Below are 24,334 nucleotides of genomic sequence, written 5' to 3' on the forward strand. Positions count from 1 at the left end.
CTTTTATATACATGCTCCTGCTATTTCAAATTGCATAAAATGTTATGTGAAATAATGGAGGGGATACGATGTATAATTCGAATGATTATGATTGGTATAGGCAAAATGATAAGTTGATTCGTGATATTGAGAAAGCAATTAATGGAGAGTTTAGTGCAATAAGTTGCTATGCGAAATTAGCCAACATGGCTCCAAATGCGGCGGAACGAAATCAAATTCTTGAAATTCGTAACGATGAAATAAAGCATTTCCATCATTTTGTACAGATCTATACAAATTTAACTGGTCAGCAGCCTAAACCACAAATTACAGAAGAATGTCCAAATACGTACTTACAAGGATTAGAATTCGCAATACAAGATGAACAGAAGACAGTAGATTTTTACTTGGAAATTTCAGATGAAGCATCGGATGCACATATGAAAGAGTTATTGCGCAGAATAGCTGCCGATGAACAAAATCATGCGGTGTGGTTTTTATATTATTTTGTGAAGACGAAGTGAGCATTAAGAATAAATGGCTGATGTGATGAATATATTAGAATTTATTTTAAAGCGCAGTGCAACAATTGCATGAAAAACTTAATAAGCATAAAGAAACCGTTTCATAAGTAGTGGGACGGTTTTTTTTCGCGGTGAAATACAAGTTACATAGATATCGACAAAATATGGTAATTGAATTTGGTATATAATGTATGAAATGAAAACGAAAATAAATAAGCTAGGAGCAAATAAATGAAAAGAGGAATTACAGTAGATATTCCAAATGAATATGATAATTTACTTTGGAAAGTGTTAAAGCCAATTGATATTTCTTCATATGATTGGTGGGTAGGGAGTGAGGAGTCATACTTAATAGCACGTGGTGGATTGGATGAGGCATTATTTCCAGAAGAACCAAGTATAGTGGAAGGATCAGATTTGAAAATATTATTTAAAGACAATATATATTATGTTATTTTTGCAGATTTAAAAGCGTATTCAAAAGGAGAGGAAGTAGTAGATATTGAAACATATGAAGAATTTAAAGAGAGTAAGTGTGAATTAGTTTTACTAGTTGCGGATTGTACATACGTCACAATTTACGCTAAAGATCAAAAACAGATTGAATTGATGTATGAAAACGCAAGGAATCAAGGTTATTATGTTGAATACGTTACCGACGAAAATGACGGTAGAACGCGTTTATCAGTATGATAGCGATAGGAAAGGGGAACAGCGATATGGAGAGAAATACAGTTAAAGAATATACAATTCGAACTGCTACTGAAGAGGAAAGCGATAGCATTATTACTCTATTAAAAGAAGTAGCACAATGGCTACAATATAAAGAAGTGGATTAGTGGCAGTATCTTTTAGGAGAGGAAGCTACGGCTGAAATACTAGAATGTATAAGAGAGAAATATACATATGTTGTTCTGAAAGAAGATGAAATAGTTGGTACGGTTACAGTTTCTCCTAAACAAAATGAATGGGATGAACATATTTTTGGTAAAGAGGAAGTTTCTAATTCATTATATATTCATAGATTTGCGGTGAAACGGAAGTATAAGGGGAACGGAATTGGAGAATGGATTTTACAGTGGATAGAAGAGAATGTACAACATGACAAAGAGTATTTGAAGTTAGATTGCGTGGGGCATAATCGTACGTTGAATGATTTTTATAAGAAAAATAATTTTGAATATGTTGGAAGTACGGATGGGCTTAGTAAGTTTCAAAAGAAAAGGAGAATGTGAATGCATCCAATTAACGTAAGTTTAGTTGAAAAGTTAATACAGGAACAGTTTCCTGAATGGGCCCATTTAGAAGTGAAACCTGTAAAGTTTAGTGGGCATGATAATAGGACGTTTCACTTAGGGGATGAGATGAGTGTAAGATTGCCAAGTGATGCGGCATATGCACCGCAAGTAGAGAAAGAAAATAGTTGGCTTCCTATATTAAGTAAGGGACTTTCTTTACCAATTTCTACACCAATTGCGAAAGGAAATCCGTCTGAAGCGTATCCATTGCCTTGGTCTATTAATAAGTGGATAGAGGGAGAAACAGTTACGAAACAAAATGTTCGTGATTTAAATGAATTTGCGGCGGACTTAGGATCCTTTTTAGTAGAATTGCAATCTATTAATGCGAGTAACGGCCCTTTAGCTGGAGCGCATAATTTTTACCGAGGCGGACTTATATCTGTATATGATGAAGAGGCGAGAGTTGCTATTGAAAATAATAAGGATGTTTTTGACGAGGCATTATTAAAGCACCTTTGGAATGTAGCACTTAGTTCAACATGGGACCGTAAGCCAGTTTGGATTCATGGAGATGTAGCACCGGGGAATTTACTCGTTAAAGAGGGAAAACTTTGTGCTGTAATTGATTTTGGTATTTTAGGTGTAGGAGATCCTGCTTGTGATGCGGCGATGGCATGGACTTTTTTTGATAAGAATAGCAGAAACGTATTTAAAGAAGTATTGCGCATAGATGAAGAAACGTGGAATAGAGCAAGAGGATGGGCACTTTGGAAAGCGTTAATTACATATGATGCGAATAAGACTAGTAATAACATAGTGGCAGAAGAATCGCATCGTGTTATTCAAGTAATTGTGGATGATTATGAGAGGTAGTAGAAAAAGCCTATTTTAAAATAGGCTTTTTTTTATATGATGAAATATTAGAAATGGGAAGAAGGAATATAACATAATTATACAGAATATTTAGATAATAGGAGGTGTCGAATTTTGAGTGAAATTGAATTAAAGAGTAATGTAATTAAGACAGGGCGAGAGAAGGGGATTATTCTTCGGTTTATACTTGCTAGTCTCGTTGGGGTGTTTATGTTTTTCGTTCCTGTTACGATAAACGGTGCATCGTCTATTATGATTGATCATATCGTATCGTGGATTAGGGCTTCGGTTCCAGGCGTAGTACCTTATTATGCATTGTTCGTTATGGCGATTGGTGCGATTTATCCATTTTATACGAAGAAATGGAATGCATCTATCGTAGACATTTGTTTTTCTATTTTAAAAGTAGTTGGCGTTGTATTTGGCATATTATATTGTTTAAAAGTAGGACCAGCTTGGTTCTTTGCGCCAGATGTTGGACCGTTTTTGTATGAGAAGCTAGTCATATCAGTAAGTTTGCTCGTTCCAATTGGCTCGGCGTTTTTAGCGTTATTAGTCGGATATGGATTGCTTGAATTTATCGGTACATTTTGTCGGCCGATTATGAGGCCATTATGGAATACGCCGGGGAGATCGGCAATCGACGCAGTTGCGTCCTTCGTTGGAAGTTATTCGCTTGCTCTCCTTATTACGAATCGCGTGTATAAAGAAGGAAAGTATACGACAAAAGAAGCGGCGATTATCGCTACAGGATTTTCTACAGTATCCGCTACATTTATGATCATCATCGCAAAAACATTAGATATTATGCATTTATGGAATGTTTATTTTTGGACTACGCTTGTTGTAACATTCATCGTGACTGCTATCACCGTAAGAATCCCACCCCTTAGTAGAAAACCAGATACATATGTAACAGAAGAAGGGTTCCCAGAGCCTGTTTATAAAGAGAAAATGTTAGAACGTGCTTGGGAAGATGCGTTAGAAGTATCAAAATCTGCACCGAGCATTATGAAAAATATTGCAGTGAATTTAAAAGATGGATTTATTATGACGATGGGAATTTTACCATCTATTATGTCAGTAGGATTAATTGGTATCGTCTTAGCGAAGTTCACGCCAATATTTGATTGGATTAGTTATATTTTCTATCCATTTACATGGCTATTACAATTACCGGAAGCAGAATTAGCTGCTAAAGCCGCATCAGTTGGTATTGCAGAAATGTTTTTACCGTCATTATTAGTAGTAAGTGCACCAATTGTGACAAAGTTTGTCATTGCAGTTGTTTCCGTATCATCTATTTTGTTTTTCTCCGCTTCCATTCCTTGTATATTATCAACAGATATTCCGTTAAAAGTGTCTGAACTTATTATTTTATATGTGCAGAGAACGATTTTAACGTTACTTATTATTACGCCGATTGCTTATTTATTGCTTTAAAGTTTTAATAAGGTAAAGTTATAAAAAAGAAGCCGTTTGTAAAAAGAGGGCTTCTTTTGTTTAAAAGCGGGATATTCTTATTTATTTTTCGTATATGACGTAACGCTTCTTAAGAAGATTCCTAGTCCCGCAAAAAAGAACCCTAAGCATAATAAGCTGCCTGGCGTTCCCCAAGTAATTTGATCTAGCATTTTTTATCCCCTCCCGTTTATCATTATATAGAATTTATTGGAAATTACCAAAAATTCTTTTTTAAGGGTTACTGATGAGTCTTCCTACCTTATACGAGAAGAATATATGTGAAAAGAATTCTTCGCTCTATATTTTTTATATTCTTATAATACGTTTTATATTCTTATGATATAGTAACAACAAAGGGGGCTTAAAAATGGAAATTATTCACGAAAGAGCAAAGTTGCGGTTAATGGATAATACTGATGTCGAAACTTTGTTTTCGATTGTAGAAGGAAATCGGGCTATTTGGGCGTATTTAATCTCTAAAATGGATAGTGTGCAAGATATGCAACAATACGTTCAAAAAGCGATAAAAGGTTACGGAAGAGGTACTCAAATACCTTTCGTAACCGTCGATCAACAGTCGAATAAGATTGTAGGAAGTACACGTTTATATAATATTTCAGTAGAAGATAAGACAGTTGAGTTAGGGCAAACGTGGTATCATCCGAGTGTGCAACGTACGAGTATAAATTCAGAGTGTAAGTATATGCTTCTCCAGTATGCTTTTGAAAAACTGCATATGCTGAGAGTGCAAATTAAGACGGATGCAAGAAATGAAAAAGCACAACGAGCAATTGAAAGGTTAGGAGCAGTAAAAGAGGGTGTGCTTCGAAATGAAAGAAAATTACCGAATGGTTATGTGAGAGATGCGGTGGTGTACAGTATTATCTCGAGTGAATGGCCAGGCGTAAAAGAACAATTGTTAGAAAAATTAGAGTTATATAAAGAAAAGTTATAATTCGTGTTTTGAAAGGTATATTGTTCGTGACATATGAAAAATATACCTTTTTTCTTACAAAATGCTACTTTATTTTAATTCCTTTTGTTTCATCGTTCCCTTCTGAGAAAAAATTCGTTACAATGTAGTTGTATGGTAATAAACTTATGAATTTAAAAAATGTAATGAAAACCGCAAATGAAAATGAATTGATAATCCTCAATTTTAAATGAAAACCCTTTTATACATAAATAACAAGTAAAGTTCCTTCTTTTAAATAAACTCAAACAAAACGATTTGATATAAATGTTTTTTATAGAAGTATGGATGATGTACGGAGGCAATTACAAATGAAAGAAAATAAGAAGAGTAAGAAAAGACGAATCTTTCAAGTATTTTTACTAATGATTTGTTCTGCTATTTTATATGTAAGTTATGCAGCTTACGATATTTGGAGTTATCGTTTTAAAGCAAATGATGACGTGAAAACGGATGCTGGTATCGTACTAGGAGCAGCTTCGTGGAACGGAAAACCATCTCCTGTATTTAAAGAAAGAATTAATCATGCGATTTCTTTATATAAGAACGGAAATATTAAAAAGATTATTTTTACAGGTGGTACAAAGTTCGAAGCAGAACTTGAGGAAGCACGTACTGCAAGAGTATATGCAATGAAACAAGGTGTAAAAGAGGAAGATATTTTAATTGAAACTAAATCCCTTTTCACTGAAGAAAATTTAAAAAATGCGAAGCAAGTTGGAATAGAGAACGGAATACGCACATACACGATTGTAAGTGATCCACTTCATATGAAACGCGCAATGAGAATTGCAAAACATATTAATATTGAAGCGTATGCTTCACCAACGCCGACATCAGCATATAAAACGTTAGACACAGAAATTCCATTCTTCTTTAAAGAATTATTCTCGTATATTGGATATGTAACCTCTTTGCCATTAAAGGCATTGAAGGGAGATTAACATAAGAAAAGAACCTATCCTTAAATAGGAACTTTTCTTATTAGTCAAAAACATTGTATTTTTATCGGAATAGTGAAACAATAGAGAGGTAGCTTCATATAATCATAATGAAAAAGTGAGCGGTTGATGAATCGAACATAAAGGAGATTATAGTATGGCACTCTCATTTGTTGAAACAGAAGAACAATCTTTCATTATTGCACAAATAAATAAATTGATTCCGAAGTTCATGGAAAGGGAGCATCAGCTAAGTGAATTAGGATCATTTCCGTATGAAAATATAAATGATTTGAAAGATATCGGATATACGAAATTAACGTTACCGAAGGAATTTGGTGGTAGTGCGATTTCTTTATATGACTTTGTTTTATTTCAAGAGAAAATCGCGGAAGGCTGCGGAGCTACTGCATTATCGATTGGCTGGCATCTTGGCATTGTGAAAGAGCTAGCGGAAAATCGCTCTTGGAATGATGAGATGTTCAAATGGTTTTGCGAAGAAGTACGTAATGGTGCGCTCTTTAACAGGGCAGCAACAGAACCGAAAACAGGGAGTCCGACGCGTGGCGGCAAACCAGAAACAATAGCGGTTCAACAAGGCGAGAAGTGGGTTATAAATGGAAGGAAGACTTTTACAACGATGGCGCCAGTACTTGATTATTTTATTATTTCAGCAAGTATGGAAGGCCAAGAAGAAGTTGGTGAGTTTGTTATTCCAAGAAATACACTCGGTGTATCTATTGAAGAAACGTGGGATAGCGTTGCAATGCGAGGGACTGCTAGCCACGACCTTGTCTTACAAAATGTAGAGATAGAAAGTCGCTTTTTTACAGATATAAAAGGTGGGAAAGTAAAACAAAAGGGTGTTGGCTGGTTGCTACATATACCAGCATGTTATTTAGGAATTGCACAATCAGCAAGAAATTATGCAGTTCAATTTGCGGAATCATACAAGCCAAACAGTTTAAACCATTCTATTAGTTTATTGCCGAATGTTAGAAGATTAGTTGGAGAATTAGAACTCGAGCTTATGCAAGCTCGTGTCTTTTTATATCAAATTGCGAAAAAGTACGATGAGGCAGAAGATAAACTATCACTGCAAGCAGAATTAGCAGCTGTGAAATATGCTGTAACAAATGCGGCGATATCTATAGTGGATAAATCGATGCGCATCGTAGGGGCAAAAAGTTTATCAGAAAAAAATCCGCTCCATCGTTACTATTTAAACGTCAGAGCAGGACTGCATAATCCACCGATGGATGATGCAACATTGTCTATGTTGGCGGATGCGGCGTTTCGGTCGTAGTTTTTAAAGCTTACATTTTATTGTTTATGGATACTATAGTTATTTTGAAAGCACGGGTTTGATTAGTAATCAAACCCGTGCTTTTTATGTGTATGAAGTACTTAGTTGAGATGTAGGTTTTTAATATAAATGATTATCATGGTTTTTTGATTGTTTCTTGTTGAAAAATTCTTATTGTAATGCCAGTTTGGAGGTTGTATAAACATTTTTCGTATTTAATCCCAAATTAATGGTCTTTCTAAGTTAACCATTCGTAAATATTGTAAAAATTGACCTGCATGGACCGCATCATGATAGGCAATTCGTAATAGCATATCGCCTAAATATCGTTGATAGCCAACATCGCTTCTATCAATAAGTCTTGAATCTAGCTCGGCTATGCTTATTGATTGAACATATTCTATGAAGTCAGTAAAGTATGATTGTGCCAATTCAATTTCTTTTTTTACACAAGTAATCGGCTCGTCATCATACGGGATACATATGTCGTTTATTGAACCGTTGTTTTTTATAATCATATGGTAGTAAAAAGTTGAACTCCACACATGACGAATCATCTCACCAAAGGACATAGCCTCAGGATCAGGCTTCCAATTAAGAAAATTATTAGGAAGAGAATTCCATAACTTTTCTGAGCGCCTTCTCGTTTCTTTCAAATTTAATATACTAAGATCAATTGCATTCATAATAAATTCTCCTTTACTATTAAACTTAAAATAATTGTATCAATTTAATAGTTAGGGTATCATCGAAATATGAATGTATATCCGAATATCTCATATATAGCTAAACTAATTGCTGAATCTACAAGAGCAATCATATTAGATTGTCTAATGAATAATCAGGCACTACCCGCTAGTGAATTGGCTTATATGGCAAAAGTGTCACATCCAACAATTAGTTCTCATCTTTCTAAATTAGTAGAAGGGAATTTACTTACAGTTGAACAACATGGTAGACATCGTTACTATCGACTTGCTAATCAAGAAGTTGCAGAAGTGCTTGAAAAGTTAGGGACAATCGCACCAACAGTTCAAGTTCGCTCTTTAAAACAATCAAGTCAACTAAAACAAATTCGTTATGCTCGAACTTGTTATGATCATCTTGCAGGCAAACTCGGTGTAGAGATAACTGAAAAATTACTAGATAGGCAATTTATAATTTTAGAGGATGGAGAATACATTGTAACAGAACAAGGTAAGCGGTGGTTTCTGAATTTTGGAATAAATGTTGATGAGGCAGATACAAAAAGGAGGGTATTTGCAAAACCTTGCCTTGATTGGAGTGAACGGCGTTATCATATTTCTGGTTGGTTAGGGTCTGCAATTGCAAAACTGCTTTTTGAACAGGGATGGATTACGAAAATGGATAAGAACCGAGCTGTCCATCTTACAAAGAAAGGTGTAAAGTTATTGGAAGATCAATTAGGCATTGATATGAAAACTGAGGAAAGAAAAGCTTGAAATTAGAAAAGTCCGTCAAAATGACGGGTTTTTTCATTATGGTAGGAGTGTACATGAATAATAGGATGTTACCAATAATTGTTGCCAATAAAAAAATCTTTCTTTTCATTCTTCTTTTTTAAGTTTTAAAGGAGAAAGCTAGGCTTCTTATTTTTACTAATGTTATAATAAGAAAAAAGCACGAAAAGAGGTCATCTCATGCTAGAGGTTATTGCAACATGTTTAGAAGATGTAAAACGAATTGAAAGCGCTGGCGGGAAGCGGATTGAATTAATTTCATCTTATACAGAAGGTGGTTTAACACCGAGTTATGCTTTTATAAAAAAAGCGGTAGAAGCGGTAAGTATACCAATTCATGTTATGATTCGTCCGCATGCGAAGTCTTTTACATATACGGAAGAAGAAATTGAAATGATGAAAGAAGATATTATAGTTGCACAGAAGTTAGGAGCAGCTGGTGTAGTATTAGGCGTATTAAATGAACGAAATGAAGTGGATGAAGAGAAATTAGCGGACTTACTATCTGTTGTAGATGAAATAAATGTAACGTACCACCGTGCGATAGATGATATAGAAAATCCAGTAGAAGCGATGAGAACTTTAAAGAAGTTTCATAAAGTGACTCACGTTTTAACTTCAGGTGGACAAGGAAATATAGTAGAGAATATTCCGGTGCTTACAGAAATGCAAAAGGTAAGCGATGGTCAAATTCAGCTTGTAGCTGGAGCTGGCGTGACGAAAGAAAATATAAAGCGATTGCTAGATGAAACTGGAATCACGCAGGCGCATGTCGGTACAGCGGTAAGAGAAGGAAAATCATGTTTTTCTGAAATAGATCCTAATTTAGTAAAAGAATTAGTTGAAATAATAAAATAAGTGCTTAAGAAAGAGGAGAAACGATGAAGGAAAATACGAAGAAAGAATTATTCTCATGGGCTAAAACGATAGGTTTTACCCTTGTATTAATTGCTATTATTCGCGGTGTTTTATTTACACCTTCTTTAGTACAAGGTGAATCGATGATGCCCACTTTAGAAAATAACGAACGAGTTCTCGTGAATAAGATTGGTTATAGTATAAGTGGATTAGATCGCTTTGATATTATCGTCTTCCACGGAAAAGAAGGATACGATTTAGTAAAACGAGTAATTGGTTTGCCAGGCGATACAGTTGAGTATAAAAATGATGTTTTATATGTAAACGGAAAAGCGATGGAAGAACCATATTTAAAACAGTTTAAAGAAAAAGCAGTAGGCCGTGTATTAACTCCAGACTTTACGTTAGAACAAATCACAGGGAAAACGAAAGTGCCAGAAGGCCAAGTATTTGTTTTAGGGGATAATCGTGAAGTTTCTAAGGATGGTCGCATGTTCGGCTTTATTTCAGAAGATGAAATTGTCGGAAAAGGACAAGCTGTTTTCTGGCCGTTGAAACAAGTAAGAGCGTTATAAAGTGTGGTGAAGTATGGGAGAGATATTCTTCCATGCTTTTTTATTTGCTTAAAATCTATTGATTGAATTGAAAGAATATTTTATAATTTTAAATTATATGTTTGTTTCGAAAAATGGAATTTAAGTTCCGTAATTTGGAACGAAAGGGAGATAGAATGAGTATAAATAAAACGGCAGTTAAGACAATGGATATTTTAGAGTTGTTTTATGAGCATGAAGAGCTAAGTTTAACTGAGGTGGTTCGGCTTACAAATATGCCGAAAACATCTGTTTATCGTTTAATTGGCTCGTTAGAAGAGATGGCGTTTTTACAAAAAAACGAAAAGGGGAAATATCGTTTAGGGGTTGTATTTTTACGGTTCGGTCAACTTGTTTCACAACGATTATCAGTAAGAAATATAGCAATTCCTTATATGAAAGAACTTAGAGATAGTTTAGGACAGGCAGTTAATTTAATAATTCAAGATGGTAATGACGCAATTTACGTTGAAAAGATGGAGGGTGTTCAGCCGGTACGCGTGTATACGGCGGTTGGAAGAAGAGCACCGCTTTATGCTGGTGCATGTCCAAGAATTTTACTATCGTATTTCTCTGAGGAAGAGAAACGGAGATACATAGAGGAAGTGGATTTAAAACAGTTTGCAGATGGAACAATCGTGGATAAGGAACAATTGTTAGAAGTGTTGCAAATGGCAAAAAAGGAAGGCTACACAATTAGTTATTCTGAGTTAGAAAATCATACAGCCGCGATAGCAGCACCCATTTTCGCGAGCGATGGAACGGTTGTAGCAGGCATTAGTATTTCAGGATTAGCAATTGAGTACAGCGAAAGTAACATTTCATATTTTATTGCGAAGGTGAAAGAAACAGCGCATCGCATTTCGAAAGAACTCGGCTTTTTGGCATAGAAAGAGGGAGTAGGATGAAATTTTCTGCGTTAGGGGATCAAGCAATTATTGTTACATTTGCTGAAGAAATTAAGATGGGTATATATGAGAAAGTACAGCGGTTATTTCAAGCACTGCAACAACATCCGTTTGCAGGAATGATTGAGTGTGTTCCGTCGTTTACTTCATTAGCTGTTTACTACAATGTATACGAAGTATGGAAGAGAAATGAGAGAAGTGAAAGATCATATGATTACGTTCGCCAGTATATAAAGGAGCTGTGTGATTCTTATAAAGAAGAAGTAAAACAGGATGTGAAACATATTTCTATACCAGTGTGCTACGGGGGAGAATATGGACCTGATTTAGAAGAGGTTGCACATTATAAAGGTTTACAAGTAGAAGATGTGATTCGAATACATAGTGAAACTACATATTTTGTATATATGTTAGGTTTTACACCAGGGTTCCCGTATTTAGGAGGACTATCAAAAGAATTAGAAACACCTAGAAAAGAAACACCACGGTTACAAATCTCTCCTGGTTCAGTAGGTATTGGCGGAAATCAAACAGGTATATATCCGCTTGAAACACCAGGAGGATGGAATATTATCGGCCGAACACCTATTACTCTATTTAATCCGAAAGAAGAAATACCAACATATATTCAAAGTGGTATGTATTTACGATTTATCCCGATAACGAAGGAAGAGTATGTATCTCTTGAGGGGGCTAAAGAATGGATGTAGAGGTTTTGCATGCAGGAATGTTTACAACAGTCCAAGATTTAGGGCGATCTTATTATCAACAGTTTGGTGTACCTGTTGGGGGTGCTATGGATAAAAATGCGCTTAGGCTCATCAATATGTTAGTCGGTAATGTAGAGAATGAAGCAGGATTAGAAATGACGATTTTAGGTCCTAAATTGTTAATAAAGAAAACGACTTTACTCGCAATTGGTGGGGCTGATATGGAACCGTTGTTAAATGGAGAACGTATCCCATTATGGCGTCCCATTTTAGCGGAAGAAGGTAGTATGCTTTGTTTTGGAAAAGTGAAAAGTGGTTGTAGAGCGTATGTGACTTTTGCGGGTGGTATACATATTGAGCGTACAATGGGAAGCAAAAGTACGTACATACGTGCTGCGATTGGTGGTATAGAAGGAAGAATGCTGAAAAAAGGAGATTGTTTTCAAATTGGTACGTACTCAGAAATGGCGAATCGTTTCATTCAAGACTTACAAAAAGATGAGCGAATAAAAACGAAATGGGTAATTAGCAACAGCGTACTACCAAAGTATAAGAAACATCCTAAGCTTCGTGTCATAACTGACTTTGAATACGATCAATTTATCGAAGAAAGTAGAAAGGCATTTTTTACGAAAGAGTATAAGGTATCTAATTATGCTGACCGTATGGGCTACAGGGTTGAGGGAGAAGTTTTAAATAGGATTGAAGAAAAAGAGATTTTATCGAGTCCTGTTACATTTGGAACCATTCAAGTTCCTAATGGTGGACAGCCGATTATATTAATGGTAGATAGGCAAACGACAGGTGGCTATCCGAGAATGGGAAATATCATTTCAGTAGATTTACCTCTTCTTGCCCAGCTAAAGCCGGGGGACTATGTTTCTTTTGAGAAAATTACGCTTGAAGAAGCGGAACAATTGTACATAGAACAAGAAGTAAATAGCAATCTATTAAAGAGATTTATCGCTTTACGAAGTTAAAATTAGGAGGAAAACAGTGTGACTACAATCGATTTAAACTGTGATTTAGGAGAAAGTTTTGGAGCTTATAAGATGGGGAATGATGGTGAAATTCTTCCGTTCGTTTCCTCTATAAACGTTGCTTGCGGTTTTCATGCGGGTGATCCGTCTGTTATGCGTCAAACTGTTGAAAAAGCTTTGGAGCATAACGTAGCAATAGGGGCGCATCCTGGATTTCCTGATTTAATTGGATTCGGTAGAAGAAACATGAATGTTTCAGCAAGTGAAGTATACGATTATGTTTTATATCAAATCGGCGCATTAGACGGGTTTGTAAAAGTGGCTGGCGGGAAGATGCATCATGTAAAGCCGCACGGTGCCTTATATAATATGGCGGCGTCTAATTCGGAAATTGCAGATGCAATCGCAAAGGCAATTTATCGTATAAATCCAAGTCTATTACTTTATGGATTAGCAAATAGCGTGGCATTTATACAGGCTGCAGAAAAATACAAAGTAACTCTCGTACAAGAGGCTTTTGCGGATCGTACATATAAGCAAGATGGTACATTAACGAGCCGTACAGAAGAAAATGCGCTTATAAAAGATGAAGACGAAGCGATAAAGCAAGTACTTCAAATGGTGAAAGAAGGCCATGTAAATTCGATCAATGGAGAGAAAGTAGCAGTTCAGGCGCAAACGATTTGTTTACACGGTGATGGGGAAAAAGCAGTGCAATTTGCAGAAAGAATATACAGAACATTCGAACATAATGGTATTTCTATATGTGCACCGAAATAAAAAATGAGGGGAAGTGTTGGAATTGGTGAAATTAATCGGAATATTATTAGTGGCAGTGGGCTTTTTATTTAGATTAAACACACTTTTAGTAGTTATGGTTGCAGGTATTGTTACTGGTATGGTTTCAGGATTAAGTTTTTATGATGTGATCAGCATGTTCGGTAAATTTTTCATAGAAAATAGATATATGTCTATGCCAATTATATTAACTTTACCTGTAATCGGAATTTTAGAGCGTTACGGTTTAAAAGAAAGAGCCGAAGCACTTATAACGAAATCAAAAGGAGCAACAACTGGAAGAGTATTAATGTCATATTTTACGATAAGAGAATCATCAGCAGCACTAGGGCTTAATATTGGTGGGCATGCGCAAACAGTAAGGCCGCTCGTTGCACCGATGGCAGAAGGGGCCGCGCAAGGTAAATACGGTAAACTTCCTGAAAAATTAAGAGAAAAGATTAAAGCAAACGCAGCTGCTGCGGAAAATACAGCTTGGTTTTTCGGAGAAGATATTTTCATCGCAACTGGTGCTATTTTATTAATGAAAGGATTCTTCGATTCAGTAGGTATGCATGTCGGTGTATGGGATATGGCACTTTGGGGCATTCCGACAGCAATATCTGCACTTATTGTAAGCTGGATTAGATTTAGAAGGTTTGACAAATATATAGAGAAAACAATGAAGGCAGAAGGAAAAGAAAAGAAGGAGGCAATCTAATATGAACATCATCACAATGGATACAATCTATTATGTATTAGGGATAATTGTTGCTTTTATCGCTGTTCGTATCGCATTCGATCGTGAACATCCAAACAGATTCGGTTCTAGTTTATTTTGGGCATTGTTTGCAGTTACATTTTTATTTGGAAATGTAATTCCTTCGTTTTACGTGGGCTGTATCGTGCTCGCTATGGTCGTTTTAGCCTCGCTAAATAAAGTGACAAAATCAGAGGAAAAAGAAGTTCCAGTACAAGAACGTGTGAAACATGCTGAGAAATTAAAAAATAAAATTTTTATGCCTGCACTATTAATTCCTATTTTTACAATTATCGGTACGTTAACGCTAGGGAAAATTAAATGGGGAAATGTCTCTCTTGTTGATCCAGATAAAGTAACGTTAGTAGCGTTAGCGCTTGGTGCATTACTCGCATTCGTCGCGGCGATGCGTATTACAAAATCAAAAATAACAACGCCTGTTCAAGAAGGAAGCAGACTATTACAAGCTGTCGGCTGGGCTGTCATTTTACCACAAATGTTAGCAGCACTTGGCGGTATTTTCGCGAAATCTGGCGTTGGACAAGTTGTTTCAGATTTAGTCGGTCAAGTATTACCGACAGAGTATCCGTTCGTTGCTGTTATGGCGTACTGTTTAGGCATGATGCTATTTACAGTCGTAATGGGAAATGCATTCGCATTGCTCTTTCAATTTTTATCATAAATATGTTTATTATGTACGGCCTTGTATATCGTTTTTAATTAGGAGGATAAAACTATGAAAACAGTATTATTAACAGGGTTTGATCCGTTTGGCGGAGAAAATATCAATCCAGCTTGGGAAGTAGCAAAAGGTTTGCATGAAAAAACAATTGGAGAATACAAGGTAATAAGCAAACAAGTACCAACTGTATTTCATAAATCAATAAGCGTATTAAAAGAGTATATAGAAGAACTAGCGCCGGAAATTATTATATGCATTGGACAAGCTGGGGGCAGACCAGATATTACGATAGAACGTGTTGCAATTAATATTGATGATGCAAGAATCGCAGACAATGAAGGAAATCAGCCGGTAGATATACCGGTTGTAGAAGAAGGAGCGATTGCGTATTGGTCTACACTTCCGATGAAAGCAATCGTAAAAAAACTTCGCGAAGAGGGCATACCGTCATCTGTTTCACAGACGGCAGGCACATTCGTTTGTAATCACTTATTCTATGGACTTATGCATGAACTAGAGAAACATGATAAGAAAATAAAAGGCGGATTCATTCATATTCCGTTTTTACCAGAACAAGCGAGTAATTATCCAGGGCAACCGAGTATGTCACTTTCTACTATTAGTAAGGGAATAGAATTGGCAATTGAAGTAACGATGACAGTTGAAGTAGATATTGTAGAGATTGGGGGCGCAACGCATTAAGTAAAATGAATTGTACAACACCTCCTGTAAACAACTGGTATAATAAGAATAGGAAAATACATAGAGGTGATTTTTGTGCAACAATTTGAAGAAGTACGTTCAATTTTAGAAAAAGCGAAGAAAATTACAGTATTAACAGGCGCTGGTGCAAGTACGGAAAGTGGTATCCCAGATTTCCGTTCAGCAAATGGATTGTATGCTGATGCGAATGTGGAGATGTACTTATCAAGAGGGTACTATAACCGAAGTCCGAAAGAATTTTGGAAGCATTATAAAGAAATCTTTCAAATTAATACGTTCCATCAATATAAACCAAATCGTGGACATCGTTTTTTAGCTGAGCTAGAAGAACAAGGGAAAGATATTACGATTTTAACGCAAAATATTGACGGTTTACATCAATTAGGTGGCAGTAAACATGTCATTGATTTACATGGAACACTTCAAACAGCACATTGTCCGAAGTGTAAAGCGGGATATGATTTACAGTATATGATTGATCATGAAGTGCCGCGCTGTCAGAAGTGTAATTTCATTTTAAATCCAGACGTTGTTTTATACGGAGATACACTGCCTCAATATCAAAATGCAATGAAACGTTTATATGAAACAGATGTACTTCTCGTTATGGGAACGTCATTAAAAGTACAACCTGTCGCTTCATTCCCACAAATCGCAAAGAGAGAAGTAGGGGCAACAACTATTTTAGTAAATGAAGAGTTAACAGGACAGGAATATAACTTTGATTATGTTTTTCAAAATAAAATTGGTGAATTTGTTGAAGAGGTATCTTTAATGAAATAAGTTATCGAAAAAACTGAGGTAGATACCTCAGTTTTTTATTTGAGTAATCGCTGTTTTAAGCCATATGAAAACATTTTGATAATGTAGTAACAACATCTCTATAATTTATAAAAAATTGTTTCATAGGTAAAATAGCAGAGTAAGAAGTAATATTATCTTTAGTGAATACACAATCGTCATAAAGTAAGCTAATATGTAGCTGTTGTAAAGGCTCTATTTCGTTTTGCTTTAAGTATAAAACTAAGTCATTATAAAGTTGTTCACTATAATTACTTACGGAACATTCTATTGAAAGCTGACCTACTATGCTAGTCCACCATACTTTAAAGCTACATATTAATTCTTTAAATGATTCCTCATCACATAAATTAGCGTCAAAAAGTTTCTTGTAAAATATATGATTCTCCTCGTGGAAAATTTGTAAATCATATCTGTCGTTAGCAGTTTGCTTACGAAGAGTCAGCCATAATTCTTTGAAATTTGTTTTAAAGTCAGTGGAGAAATGTAATGTTTTTGTTATGTAAGGAAAACGAAAATTTTCTTTTTTTCCTTTTTGATTGAGATAAATATTTTGAATGTAGATCATAAAGTTTAAACAATGTGGCGTTTTAGTATGTATGATAAACGAATCTGTCATTTTCGTTCTCTCCTTAAGAATGTCTTTTATGAATTTATTTCTTTAGTATACAAAGAAATGTAAACTAATGGTATAAAAATAAATTTGCCCCATTTTTCTTTTAGAATAATATTCATTTTATTGTGCATTAAGGGAATGGTAATAAATAGGGTATAAAAATAAAAAACTGAAAATTAAATCTTTTATTTCTTTTATAATTAATATAAAATTCTATATATATCATATAAATAAATTTGATACATAATGACTTTGCGTAGAAATGTTAATAGAATGAAGCGAGGGAGCGAAATGAGACAGAAAAAGGAGCAGAAAAAACTATCGAAAAAGAAAAAGACTCATATTCCATTTCGGTTAAATGTACTATTTTTTATTGTCTTTCTTTTATTTTCAGCTATTATAATTCAATTAGGTAAAGTACAAATCATTGATGGAGAAACGTATAGAAATGAAGTAAATAAAAAGGAAGATGTAACGGTAAGCACTCCCGTTCCTAGAGGGAAAATGTTTGATCGGCAAGGTCACGTTATTGTAAATAATAAACCATTGCGAACCGTTACATATACGAAAATGAGAGGAGTAGACTCGAAAGAAGTTTTACAAGTAGCAAGAGATTTAGCTAAGCTAATTGAAATGTCGCAAGAGGACATAGACAAGTTAACAGAAACAGATAAAAAGGATTTTTGGATGCAGTTAAATGAAAAGCGGGCAGCAGCGGAAGTAACGAAAGAAGATGAGAGTAAATTTAGAAAGCAGGAGATAGAAGGGAAAGAATTAGATAAAAAAGTTGAAGAGTTACGTAGGGAAAGAATTACACAAGAAGAATTAAGTGAACTTTCAAAAGAAGACCTAGAAGTACTAGCCATTAAAAGCAAAATGAATGCGGGATATAAAATGACGCCGCAAATCGTTAAAAAAGATGTAAGTCAAAATGAATATGCTGTCGTTAGTGAAAGGTTGGCAAGTTTACCGGGGATAGATACAACAGTAGATTGGGAACGTGAATACCCAAATGATAAAATACTGCGCTCTATACTAGGTAGCGTTTCTAATGAAAATGAAGGGTTGCCAAGAGAACAATTAGATTATTATTTAGTTCGTGATTATAATCGAAACGACCGTATTGGTAAAAGTTACATCGAAAAACAATACGAAGATGCACTACACGGAACGAAAGAACAGTCTAAAAATATTATGGATAAAGCAGGGAAGATTGTTCGAACAGAAAAAGTGACTGAAGGAAAAAGTGGAAATAACTTGATGTTAACAGTCGATATGGATTTACAGAAAAGAGTAGAGGGAAGCCTTGAAAAGAATTTACGAGCCTTTCATGCTGCAGAGCCGATGATGGATCGTGCGTTCGTAGTAATGATGAATCCGAAAAACGGTCAAATTTTATCAATGGCAGGAAAGAAAATTGTAAATAAAGATGGCGGTATGCAAATAGAAGATTATGCATTAGGAACGATGACAAGTTCTTATGAGTTAGGGTCAACTGTAAAAGGTGCTACTTTATTAACTGGATATCAAACAGAAGCGATTAAGCCGTATACACATTTCTTTGATGCACCAATGTATTTTAAAGGAAGTTCTAAGCCGAAGAAATCGTGGAAAGAATTTGGGGATATTGATGATTTAAGAGCTTTGCAAGTGTCATCGAACGTTTATATGTTTAATACGGCTTTAAAAATGGCAGGCATTAATTATGTCCCAAATAATCCATTAGACATTAAACAAGAAACATTTAATAAAATGCGCTACTATTTTAGACAATTTGGCCTAGGTGTGTCGACTGGTATTGACCTGCCAAATGAATCAATTGGTCAAGTAGGTAGAACTGATAACATACCCGGATTTTTACTTGATTACGCGATTGGACAGTATGATACATATACGCCGCTGCAGCTTGCACAATATATTTCAACCATTGCAAATGGCGGTTACCGAATGAAGCCACAAATTGTACAAGAAGTTAGAGAGCAACCAAATAGACCAGAGGATGTAGGAAAAGTCGTTCGGTCGATTGAACCAGTTGTATTAAATAGAGTGGATATGGACACTTCGTACATTAATCATGTAAAAGAAGGATTTAGAAGAGTTTTTCAAGAAGCTGACGGAACAGGTACCGGAACGTTTAAAGGTCTACCATATAAACCAGCGGGAAAAACAGGAACAGCTGAGACAGTATATGGTGGAGAAAGTGATATTGGAAGAGATGAGAACAACAACCGAAAAAAATGTTATAATTTAACTCTTGCCGGTTATGCACCATATGATGCTGATCCGGAAGTAGCTTTTTCAGTTGTTGTACCATGGGTGAATGATGATAAATCAGGAATTAATTCTGCGATTGGTAAAGAAATTTTGGATGCGTATTTTGAGTTAAAAACAAATAGATCAAATGCAAATTCAATTCCAGTAGAACAACCGAACAAGGCACAGTAAAAATAGTATCACTGCATGGAAACATATTGTGCAGTGATATATTTTTTGAGTTAAAAAGCGCTTTATAAGGTGGGAATGGATATGAAAAAGGAGATTAAGAGAGGCTGGGGAAAGTACATACTATTTATTTTGGTGATAGTCATAGGCTACCATTCTTTTACTTTATGTAAGGTGGAAGGGGAATCGATGCAGCCCACTTTATATGAAGAAGACTACGTATTTGTAAATAAAGCAGTAGTACGTCTTTCTAATTTACAACACGGAGAAATTGTCATTATAAAAGAAGAGGATGAATCGAAATATTATGTGAAACGTGTAATAGGGCTTCCTGGTGATGTAATTAACATAACGAACGGAAAGGTATATGTGAACGATAAAAAGCAAGAAGAACCATATACAAACAAAGATTTATTTAACAACACACAAGTGTTTTATAATTTTCAAAAGACAAAAATTCCGCCAAATAAGTTATTTGTAATGGGAGATAACCGCGAAGTAAGTAGAGATAGTCGAAATGGCTTAGGATATATTGAAGAAGATAACATAATTGGCAAGGTGGAATTTGTATATTATCCTTTTTCAAAAATGAAAATAATAGAATAAGTGGGAGAGGAGCAAAACCCCACTTATTAAAGTTTCACTTTATTTTCTTTAAAAACCTTTTTGGATTAAATGATATGAAAAATTTATGTTTAGACTCGTCGATTATGAAGTTATTATTTTTAGTTAAAAACTCATCCACAGCCTCCATCGGGCCAGGCCCCCAATCGGGAAGAAGCGGATGTCCATTAATGGAGGTATCTTCTACAATCATATAACTGCCAGTAGTGACGATAGATTTATATAGTAATAGTTCTTTGGATACATGCTCTTTACTATGATCAGAATCTAAAATAACTAAAACCACATCATCAGGTTTGCGCATGCTTACTATTGTTTGGACGGCCTGTACAGAAACAGAAGATGCTGTTAAATACGTAATCCGATTATGTGATGGTCGATTTGGCTGCGGAGTTATATCGATAGTAAGTACGTGACCTTTTCCAATTAAATCTAACATAGAAGCTAAATACAGTGCACTACCACCGTGAAAAGTCCCGCATTCAATAATTAAATCGGGCTTTAATTCATAAATAATTTCTTGATACAAAAAGAGATCAGAGGGAAGTTTACAGATTGGAACCCCGAACCAGTGTGTATCGTTTAACCATACGAGGCTGTTGTAATATTGGTTTAGAAATTCATTGCTTATAGTATCGATTTTAAATTCTCCTTTCTAAAAAGGATTCTCTCGTTTGACGTAAAGTGTTTACGCATGAAAGTTGTACTATATATTATGTAGTAAGGAATTGTAAGGCGAGTGTTTTTACTTGAAAATAAGCCAAATAACTCATGTGGAAAATGAAAGGAAATGATCGTATGTACAAATACACAATTTGCTTTATTAGAAAAAGCGATAAAATACTGCTATTAAATAGAAATAAAAAGCCGAATATGGGGATGTGGAATGGTGTTGGAGGAAAAATAGAAGATAATGAAACGCCATACGAAGGAATAATTAGAGAAACATTTGAGGAAACGGGCATAGAACTTTCAAGTGTAACGTATAAAGGGACTGTTGGTTTTAAAGGTAAAGATGAGCCCCAGGCTAGTGAAGGAATGTATGTGTTCGTTGCTGATTTGCCAGATGGAATGCAAATGAATATACCATTACGTACGGCTGAAGGTCTATTAGAATGGAAAGAAATTGATTGGATATTAGATGGTGATAATAGAGGAGTAGTTAGCAATTTACCAAAATACTTACCGACAGTATTAACAGAAGAAAATAAGTTAGAACATACGTTTACGTATGATAACCGGAATATTATTCATTACACAACTGCATGTTTGACAGAAGATGATGCGAACAAGCGATATGAAAAACAACTCATTTCTCAATAGAAGAGGAAAGTGAAAAATCACGTTTTTGCTCTCATCCTATATGCGAGTTGATTATATGTTTCAGAAATACAATTCATTGGTCATAATTGTAATATGCATGATATAACTTTTCTTATTATGAAAGAGTAGAGAACATATGTAAACGGAGCAAAAAGGAGGTGGCTTTGCCACCTCTTTTTGTTAGCTACAAATCGCCTTAATCATAAAACGATGTTGTTTCACATCAAAATATCCATTTTGCAAAATAATCTCATGTATACGATATAACTCCTCAAAGTACCTTTCGACAGTAAAATCAGGAACTTGCCACGGAATTGCTTTTAAATAATAGACGATAGCGCCAATATCATAAAAGCGTTGGAAAGGGAATTCCTCTTTTGCATCTAAGATAGTAAATCCATTTTGCTTTAACTCACTGCATGCGGTTTCGAGAGACCAACTTGCAAATTCGCTATTTAGTGGTGAGCCAAACTGCGCATTAAGTTCCGCGCAATCAAGACTGCCAACTTGTTGTGTAAGAAAAACGCCACTTGGAGAAAGAATTCTGTTTACCTCAGAAGCAGCATACGATTCATGTTGATTTATAATTAAATTAAATTGACCATCTTGAAATGGCAAAGCAGTATCATCGGTCACTTCTACAACGGTAACCCCTAAAGACTCTAATTTCTTTCGAGCAATTGGCACATTTGGAGCGTAGCCCTCAGTAGCGAATATAGTTGACGGGAACGGTTGTAACATAGATAAAAACTCTCCGCCGTCAGTACCCATATCGAGCATTGATTCTGCACGTTGCATAAGCTGAAAAGCAGTACTGCCGTATGACCACGATAAAGGCTCGCTCTTCATTCGACCTGTTTCTGAAATGAAAGAAAAATCCCAGCCGCTAAAATGTGTATTTGCACTTTCTAATAAAGTTAAAAATAATGGATCACGTTTCATAATTATGTCCTCCTATTTTTTAAATGGATGATATGATGAGAAAAGAAAAAGGGAGGACCTCTTATTAAAGTGGAACGGTTTTATGTTTCGTGTTCGAATAGATTCATATAAAGTTACTCCTTGTGAGAATTGTTATTTATATATTCGGGTTAATTGAGTGAAAATCCTTTGAGGGTATAAAAGAAGGCAGTTGTTTAATGAAAAAATAAATTGAGTTATCTAATTTTATAGTGTAATTGTTCATCCATACGCATAAAAAAATTATTCTCTCCATAAAATAGTAAAATTATATTGGAGGTTGAATTATGAAAAAATTTAGTGTATTTTCAATAACATTGATGACTTTTGGAATGTTATTATTTGGATTAAATAGGATAATAGATAGCTATTCTGAGCCTATTATCCTATTAGGGTATATTTCTTTTTTAATTGGAGTGGTTCTGAGTATTATAGCGATTGCTAGACGTGAAGATGGAAGATTAAAATTCATATCACTTATCTCTTTCTTTGTTCTCCTGTTTTTCATTACTTGGTTTGAGTCGTTTCAGGTACTACGAATTATTACTTGGCTAAAAAATATCTATTAAAATTTAAATTGTTGGTAAAAATGGGAAACCTTAAATTTAGGTTTCTTTTTATTATATTCGATTATCAATATTAAAACTTATTAGAGCCATTAATAAAAGAAATAGATATATAAACCGAGTGTAAAAATATTTTAATTCTTTGAAAACATTCAGCGATTTAGTATTCTTTATATATGGAATATTTTGTTTATGAAAAAAGAGGGCAAGGTGCTATATGAAAAGAATGAAAAATGTAATGTTAGGATTGTTATGTTTCTTATGTTTAAGTGGGTGTAATTATAAAGATGACGATCAGGTGAAAAAATATGTGAAAAAAAAGCACGGAATTGATGTGATTGTAATACATTGGGGTGCTATAAACGAAGGGAATATGGGGCATACATATCATACTGTTCAAGCAAAAAATAACAAAAATATTCAATTTAGAGTAGAGGTAGATGGCTTCCTATATTCAAGAATAAAAGGTGATGAATATCAATACGGAAAAAAAACATATGAGGAATATAAGAAATTTAAACTAATGCTAGAAGAAATTAAAAAATTAGGTTACGTGGAACCTGAAAATAAAAATGTTTTTCAATATATAGTGGATGATGATATAGAGGAGAAACCAACGGATAAGTTATTATTAACTTTAAAAACGAGTGACAAGATTGATTACAGTCAATTTGAATCAAAAGAATTAGATCGTTTATATGCTCTAATTCAATTCATTCAGAAGAGTAATAGAAAGATAACAACACTTGAAATTGAGGATTATAATGGTGAATCTATAGGTTTCCCTTTTCAAAATGTGCAAAAAGCTATAACGAAAGAAGAACTGCTTTTAACAATGAAAAACACAGTAAGCGGTTATTGGACATATTTGATTCAAACTGAAACAAAAGTAGGCGTAAGGTTAAATGAAATTCAAAATGATCGTTTTGTAATTGAGGATATTACTTGTCCACACCCGAAAGACGGCAATTGTCTAGAGTATGAATTGACTTTAGTTTTCAATGACAGTGAGATAAAATATAGAAATGATCCATATGTAATAGATGATTTGAGAAAGGTAGTCACTATTCTTAAAGAAGAACTATATAATAAGGAATTTAACATATATTTAAGGAACAAGGATGGAACAAGTTATTCACTCTGGCTATCATCCGAAAAAATTAAGGAAAGTAATAACATAGAAGAGTTAGTAAAATAATGATATAAAGAAGAAATTTAAAGTACTTTTT

General features: G+C 34.7%; 26 protein-coding genes and 2 pseudogenes. 24 read left to right on the forward strand and 4 right to left on the reverse strand.

Annotated features, from left to right (window positions below; all coding sequences use genetic code 11):
* Positions 1–68: 68 nt before the first annotated feature.
* From MR169_RS16440 to MR169_RS16475, 8 genes and pseudogenes are all read left to right on the forward strand, one after another.
* Complete coding sequence (locus MR169_RS16440) at positions 69–503, forward strand: ferritin-like domain-containing protein (protein WP_000282808.1); 435 nt, start codon at positions 69–71, stop codon at positions 501–503.
* 231 nt (positions 504–734) lie between these two features.
* Positions 735–1,196 carry a DUF2691 family protein gene (locus MR169_RS16445; protein WP_000820206.1) on the forward strand — a complete coding sequence of 154 codons (462 nt, stop codon included), beginning with the start codon at positions 735–737 and terminating at the stop codon, positions 1,194–1,196.
* 26 nt (positions 1,197–1,222) lie between these two features.
* Positions 1,223–1,738, forward strand: a pseudogene (locus MR169_RS16450) (GNAT family N-acetyltransferase).
* On the forward strand, positions 1,739–2,617 hold the full coding sequence (locus MR169_RS16455; protein WP_086423634.1) for an aminoglycoside phosphotransferase family protein: 879 nt from the start codon (positions 1,739–1,741) through the stop codon (positions 2,615–2,617).
* Between the two features lie 114 nt (positions 2,618–2,731).
* Positions 2,732–4,060 (forward strand): YjiH family protein, encoded by a 1,329-nt coding sequence (locus tag MR169_RS16460; RefSeq protein WP_001289419.1) that lies wholly within the window; start codon positions 2,732–2,734, stop codon positions 4,058–4,060.
* Positions 4,061–4,448: 388 nt separating this feature from the next.
* Complete coding sequence (locus tag MR169_RS16465; RefSeq protein ID WP_000402581.1) at positions 4,449–5,036, forward strand: GNAT family N-acetyltransferase; 588 nt, start codon at positions 4,449–4,451, stop codon at positions 5,034–5,036.
* Between the two features lie 329 nt (positions 5,037–5,365).
* Positions 5,366–5,998, forward strand: a complete 633-nt coding sequence (locus MR169_RS16470) for a YdcF family protein (protein ID WP_000662216.1) — start codon at positions 5,366–5,368, stop codon at positions 5,996–5,998.
* 154 nt (positions 5,999–6,152) lie between these two features.
* Positions 6,153–7,301: an acyl-CoA dehydrogenase family protein gene (locus tag MR169_RS16475; protein WP_001218341.1), complete on the forward strand. Its 1,149-nt coding sequence runs from the start codon at positions 6,153–6,155 to the stop codon at positions 7,299–7,301.
* Between the two features lie 215 nt (positions 7,302–7,516).
* Here the strand turns inward: MR169_RS16475 and MR169_RS16480 are convergent, their stop codons facing one another.
* The gene (locus tag MR169_RS16480; protein WP_000991281.1) at positions 7,517–7,987 is read right to left on the reverse strand and encodes a DinB family protein; all 471 of its coding nucleotides are present in this window, start codon (positions 7,985–7,987) and stop codon (positions 7,517–7,519) included.
* A gap of 69 nt (positions 7,988–8,056) precedes the next feature.
* On the opposite strand from MR169_RS16480, the gene MR169_RS16485 reads away from it, so the two are divergent.
* From MR169_RS16485 to MR169_RS16535, 11 genes and pseudogenes are all read left to right on the forward strand, one after another.
* Positions 8,057–8,764 (forward strand): ArsR/SmtB family transcription factor, encoded by a 708-nt coding sequence (locus MR169_RS16485; RefSeq protein WP_242319673.1) that lies wholly within the window; start codon positions 8,057–8,059, stop codon positions 8,762–8,764.
* Positions 8,765–8,962: 198 nt separating this feature from the next.
* A complete protein-coding gene (locus MR169_RS16490) occupies positions 8,963–9,640 on the forward strand; it encodes a copper homeostasis protein CutC (protein ID WP_000895108.1) in 678 nt (225 codons plus the stop codon).
* Positions 9,641–9,663: 23 nt separating this feature from the next.
* A complete protein-coding gene (gene lepB, locus MR169_RS16495; protein WP_000662490.1) occupies positions 9,664–10,215 on the forward strand; it encodes a signal peptidase I in 552 nt (183 codons plus the stop codon).
* A gap of 155 nt (positions 10,216–10,370) precedes the next feature.
* Positions 10,371–11,123, forward strand: coding sequence for an IclR family transcriptional regulator (locus tag MR169_RS16500; protein ID WP_000026393.1), 753 nt, complete (start codon positions 10,371–10,373; stop codon positions 11,121–11,123).
* 14 nt (positions 11,124–11,137) lie between these two features.
* Positions 11,138–11,851 (forward strand): 5-oxoprolinase subunit PxpB, encoded by a 714-nt coding sequence (gene pxpB, locus MR169_RS16505; protein WP_242319674.1) that lies wholly within the window; start codon positions 11,138–11,140, stop codon positions 11,849–11,851.
* Positions 11,842–12,831 carry a 5-oxoprolinase subunit C family protein gene (locus MR169_RS16510; RefSeq protein WP_242319675.1) on the forward strand — a complete coding sequence of 330 codons (990 nt, stop codon included), beginning with the start codon at positions 11,842–11,844 and terminating at the stop codon, positions 12,829–12,831. The genes pxpB and MR169_RS16510 overlap by 10 nt, the downstream gene beginning before the upstream one ends.
* An 18-nt stretch (positions 12,832–12,849) precedes the next feature.
* Positions 12,850–13,611 carry a 5-oxoprolinase subunit PxpA gene (pxpA, locus tag MR169_RS16515; protein ID WP_000207352.1) on the forward strand — a complete coding sequence of 254 codons (762 nt, stop codon included), beginning with the start codon at positions 12,850–12,852 and terminating at the stop codon, positions 13,609–13,611.
* Between the two features lie 22 nt (positions 13,612–13,633).
* Complete coding sequence (locus MR169_RS16520; RefSeq protein ID WP_000239811.1) at positions 13,634–14,329, forward strand: DUF969 domain-containing protein; 696 nt, start codon at positions 13,634–13,636, stop codon at positions 14,327–14,329.
* A gap of 1 nt (position 14,330) precedes the next feature.
* Positions 14,331–15,026: pseudogene (locus tag MR169_RS16525) on the forward strand (5-oxoproline transporter, DUF979 family subunit); the annotation flags it as partial.
* Between the two features lie 78 nt (positions 15,027–15,104).
* Positions 15,105–15,752, forward strand: coding sequence for a pyroglutamyl-peptidase I (gene pcp, locus MR169_RS16530; RefSeq protein WP_000859713.1), 648 nt, complete (start codon positions 15,105–15,107; stop codon positions 15,750–15,752).
* Between the two features lie 75 nt (positions 15,753–15,827).
* Positions 15,828–16,556 carry an NAD-dependent protein deacylase gene (locus tag MR169_RS16535; RefSeq protein WP_001183800.1) on the forward strand — a complete coding sequence of 243 codons (729 nt, stop codon included), beginning with the start codon at positions 15,828–15,830 and terminating at the stop codon, positions 16,554–16,556.
* A gap of 55 nt (positions 16,557–16,611) precedes the next feature.
* Here MR169_RS16535 and MR169_RS16540 read toward each other — a convergent pair whose 3' ends face one another.
* Positions 16,612–17,193, reverse strand: coding sequence for a hypothetical protein (locus MR169_RS16540; protein WP_016118190.1), 582 nt, complete (start codon positions 17,191–17,193; stop codon positions 16,612–16,614).
* 288 nt (positions 17,194–17,481) lie between these two features.
* Between MR169_RS16540 and MR169_RS16545 the strand changes: the two genes are divergently transcribed.
* Both MR169_RS16545 and lepB (MR169_RS16550) read left to right on the forward strand, forming a co-directional pair.
* Entirely contained in the window at positions 17,482–19,635 is a 2,154-nt protein-coding gene (locus tag MR169_RS16545) for a peptidoglycan D,D-transpeptidase FtsI family protein (RefSeq protein WP_242319676.1), read from the forward strand.
* A gap of 81 nt (positions 19,636–19,716) precedes the next feature.
* Positions 19,717–20,238: a signal peptidase I gene (lepB, locus tag MR169_RS16550; RefSeq protein WP_033682956.1), complete on the forward strand. Its 522-nt coding sequence runs from the start codon at positions 19,717–19,719 to the stop codon at positions 20,236–20,238.
* A gap of 34 nt (positions 20,239–20,272) precedes the next feature.
* On the opposite strand, the gene MR169_RS16555 is transcribed toward lepB (MR169_RS16550), so the two are convergent.
* The gene (locus MR169_RS16555) at positions 20,273–20,896 is read right to left on the reverse strand and encodes a cephalosporin hydroxylase family protein (protein ID WP_242319686.1); all 624 of its coding nucleotides are present in this window, start codon (positions 20,894–20,896) and stop codon (positions 20,273–20,275) included.
* Positions 20,897–21,054: 158 nt separating this feature from the next.
* Here MR169_RS16555 and MR169_RS16560 point away from each other — a divergent pair, with 158 nt between their 5' ends.
* A complete protein-coding gene (locus MR169_RS16560; protein WP_033683900.1) occupies positions 21,055–21,579 on the forward strand; it encodes an NUDIX hydrolase in 525 nt (174 codons plus the stop codon).
* A gap of 180 nt (positions 21,580–21,759) precedes the next feature.
* On the opposite strand, the gene MR169_RS16565 is transcribed toward MR169_RS16560, so the two are convergent.
* Entirely contained in the window at positions 21,760–22,521 is a 762-nt protein-coding gene (locus MR169_RS16565) for a class I SAM-dependent methyltransferase (protein ID WP_242319677.1), read from the reverse strand.
* Positions 22,522–22,826: 305 nt separating this feature from the next.
* On the opposite strand from MR169_RS16565, the gene MR169_RS16570 reads away from it, so the two are divergent.
* Positions 22,827–23,108: a hypothetical protein gene (locus tag MR169_RS16570; RefSeq protein ID WP_000714730.1), complete on the forward strand. Its 282-nt coding sequence runs from the start codon at positions 22,827–22,829 to the stop codon at positions 23,106–23,108.
* Positions 23,109–23,322: 214 nt separating this feature from the next.
* Positions 23,323–24,303 (forward strand): hypothetical protein, encoded by a 981-nt coding sequence (locus tag MR169_RS16575; protein ID WP_242319678.1) that lies wholly within the window; start codon positions 23,323–23,325, stop codon positions 24,301–24,303.
* The last annotated feature ends 31 nt before the right edge of the window (positions 24,304–24,334 follow it).

The organism is Bacillus cereus group sp. BfR-BA-01349, assembly GCF_022663795.1.
Classification (GTDB): domain Bacteria; phylum Bacillota; class Bacilli; order Bacillales; family Bacillaceae_G; genus Bacillus_A; species Bacillus_A cereus.

Bases quoted from the DNA above. Each gene is read 5' to 3' on its own strand.
- MR169_RS16440 (WP_000282808.1), top strand. From the start codon at position 69: ATGTATAATTCGAATGATTATGATTGGTATAGGCAAAATGATAAGTTG.
- MR169_RS16575 (WP_242319678.1), top strand. From the start codon at position 23,323: ATGAAAAGAATGAAAAATGTAATGTTAGGATTGTTATGTTTCTTATGT.
- MR169_RS16470 (WP_000662216.1), top strand. From the start codon at position 5,366: ATGAAAGAAAATAAGAAGAGTAAGAAAAGACGAATCTTTCAAGTATTT.
- MR169_RS16480 (WP_000991281.1), bottom strand. From the start codon at position 7,987: ATGAATGCAATTGATCTTAGTATATTAAATTTGAAAGAAACGAGAAGG.
- MR169_RS16545 (WP_242319676.1), top strand. From the start codon at position 17,482: ATGAGACAGAAAAAGGAGCAGAAAAAACTATCGAAAAAGAAAAAGACT.
- lepB (WP_000662490.1), top strand. From the start codon at position 9,664: ATGAAGGAAAATACGAAGAAAGAATTATTCTCATGGGCTAAAACGATA.
- MR169_RS16445 (WP_000820206.1), top strand. From the start codon at position 735: ATGAAAAGAGGAATTACAGTAGATATTCCAAATGAATATGATAATTTA.
- MR169_RS16455 (WP_086423634.1), top strand. From the start codon at position 1,739: ATGCATCCAATTAACGTAAGTTTAGTTGAAAAGTTAATACAGGAACAG.
- MR169_RS16465 (WP_000402581.1), top strand. From the start codon at position 4,449: ATGGAAATTATTCACGAAAGAGCAAAGTTGCGGTTAATGGATAATACT.
- MR169_RS16490 (WP_000895108.1), top strand. From the start codon at position 8,963: ATGCTAGAGGTTATTGCAACATGTTTAGAAGATGTAAAACGAATTGAA.
- pcp (WP_000859713.1), top strand. From the start codon at position 15,105: ATGAAAACAGTATTATTAACAGGGTTTGATCCGTTTGGCGGAGAAAAT.
- lepB (WP_033682956.1), top strand. From the start codon at position 19,717: ATGAAAAAGGAGATTAAGAGAGGCTGGGGAAAGTACATACTATTTATT.
- MR169_RS16570 (WP_000714730.1), top strand. From the start codon at position 22,827: ATGAAAAAATTTAGTGTATTTTCAATAACATTGATGACTTTTGGAATG.
- MR169_RS16565 (WP_242319677.1), bottom strand. From the start codon at position 22,521: ATGAAACGTGATCCATTATTTTTAACTTTATTAGAAAGTGCAAATACA.
- MR169_RS16510 (WP_242319675.1), top strand. From the start codon at position 11,842: ATGGATGTAGAGGTTTTGCATGCAGGAATGTTTACAACAGTCCAAGAT.
- MR169_RS16560 (WP_033683900.1), top strand. From the start codon at position 21,055: ATGTACAAATACACAATTTGCTTTATTAGAAAAAGCGATAAAATACTG.
- MR169_RS16485 (WP_242319673.1), top strand. From the start codon at position 8,057: ATGAATGTATATCCGAATATCTCATATATAGCTAAACTAATTGCTGAA.
- MR169_RS16500 (WP_000026393.1), top strand. From the start codon at position 10,371: ATGAGTATAAATAAAACGGCAGTTAAGACAATGGATATTTTAGAGTTG.
- MR169_RS16475 (WP_001218341.1), top strand. From the start codon at position 6,153: ATGGCACTCTCATTTGTTGAAACAGAAGAACAATCTTTCATTATTGCA.
- MR169_RS16540 (WP_016118190.1), bottom strand. From the start codon at position 17,193: ATGACAGATTCGTTTATCATACATACTAAAACGCCACATTGTTTAAAC.
- pxpB (WP_242319674.1), top strand. From the start codon at position 11,138: ATGAAATTTTCTGCGTTAGGGGATCAAGCAATTATTGTTACATTTGCT.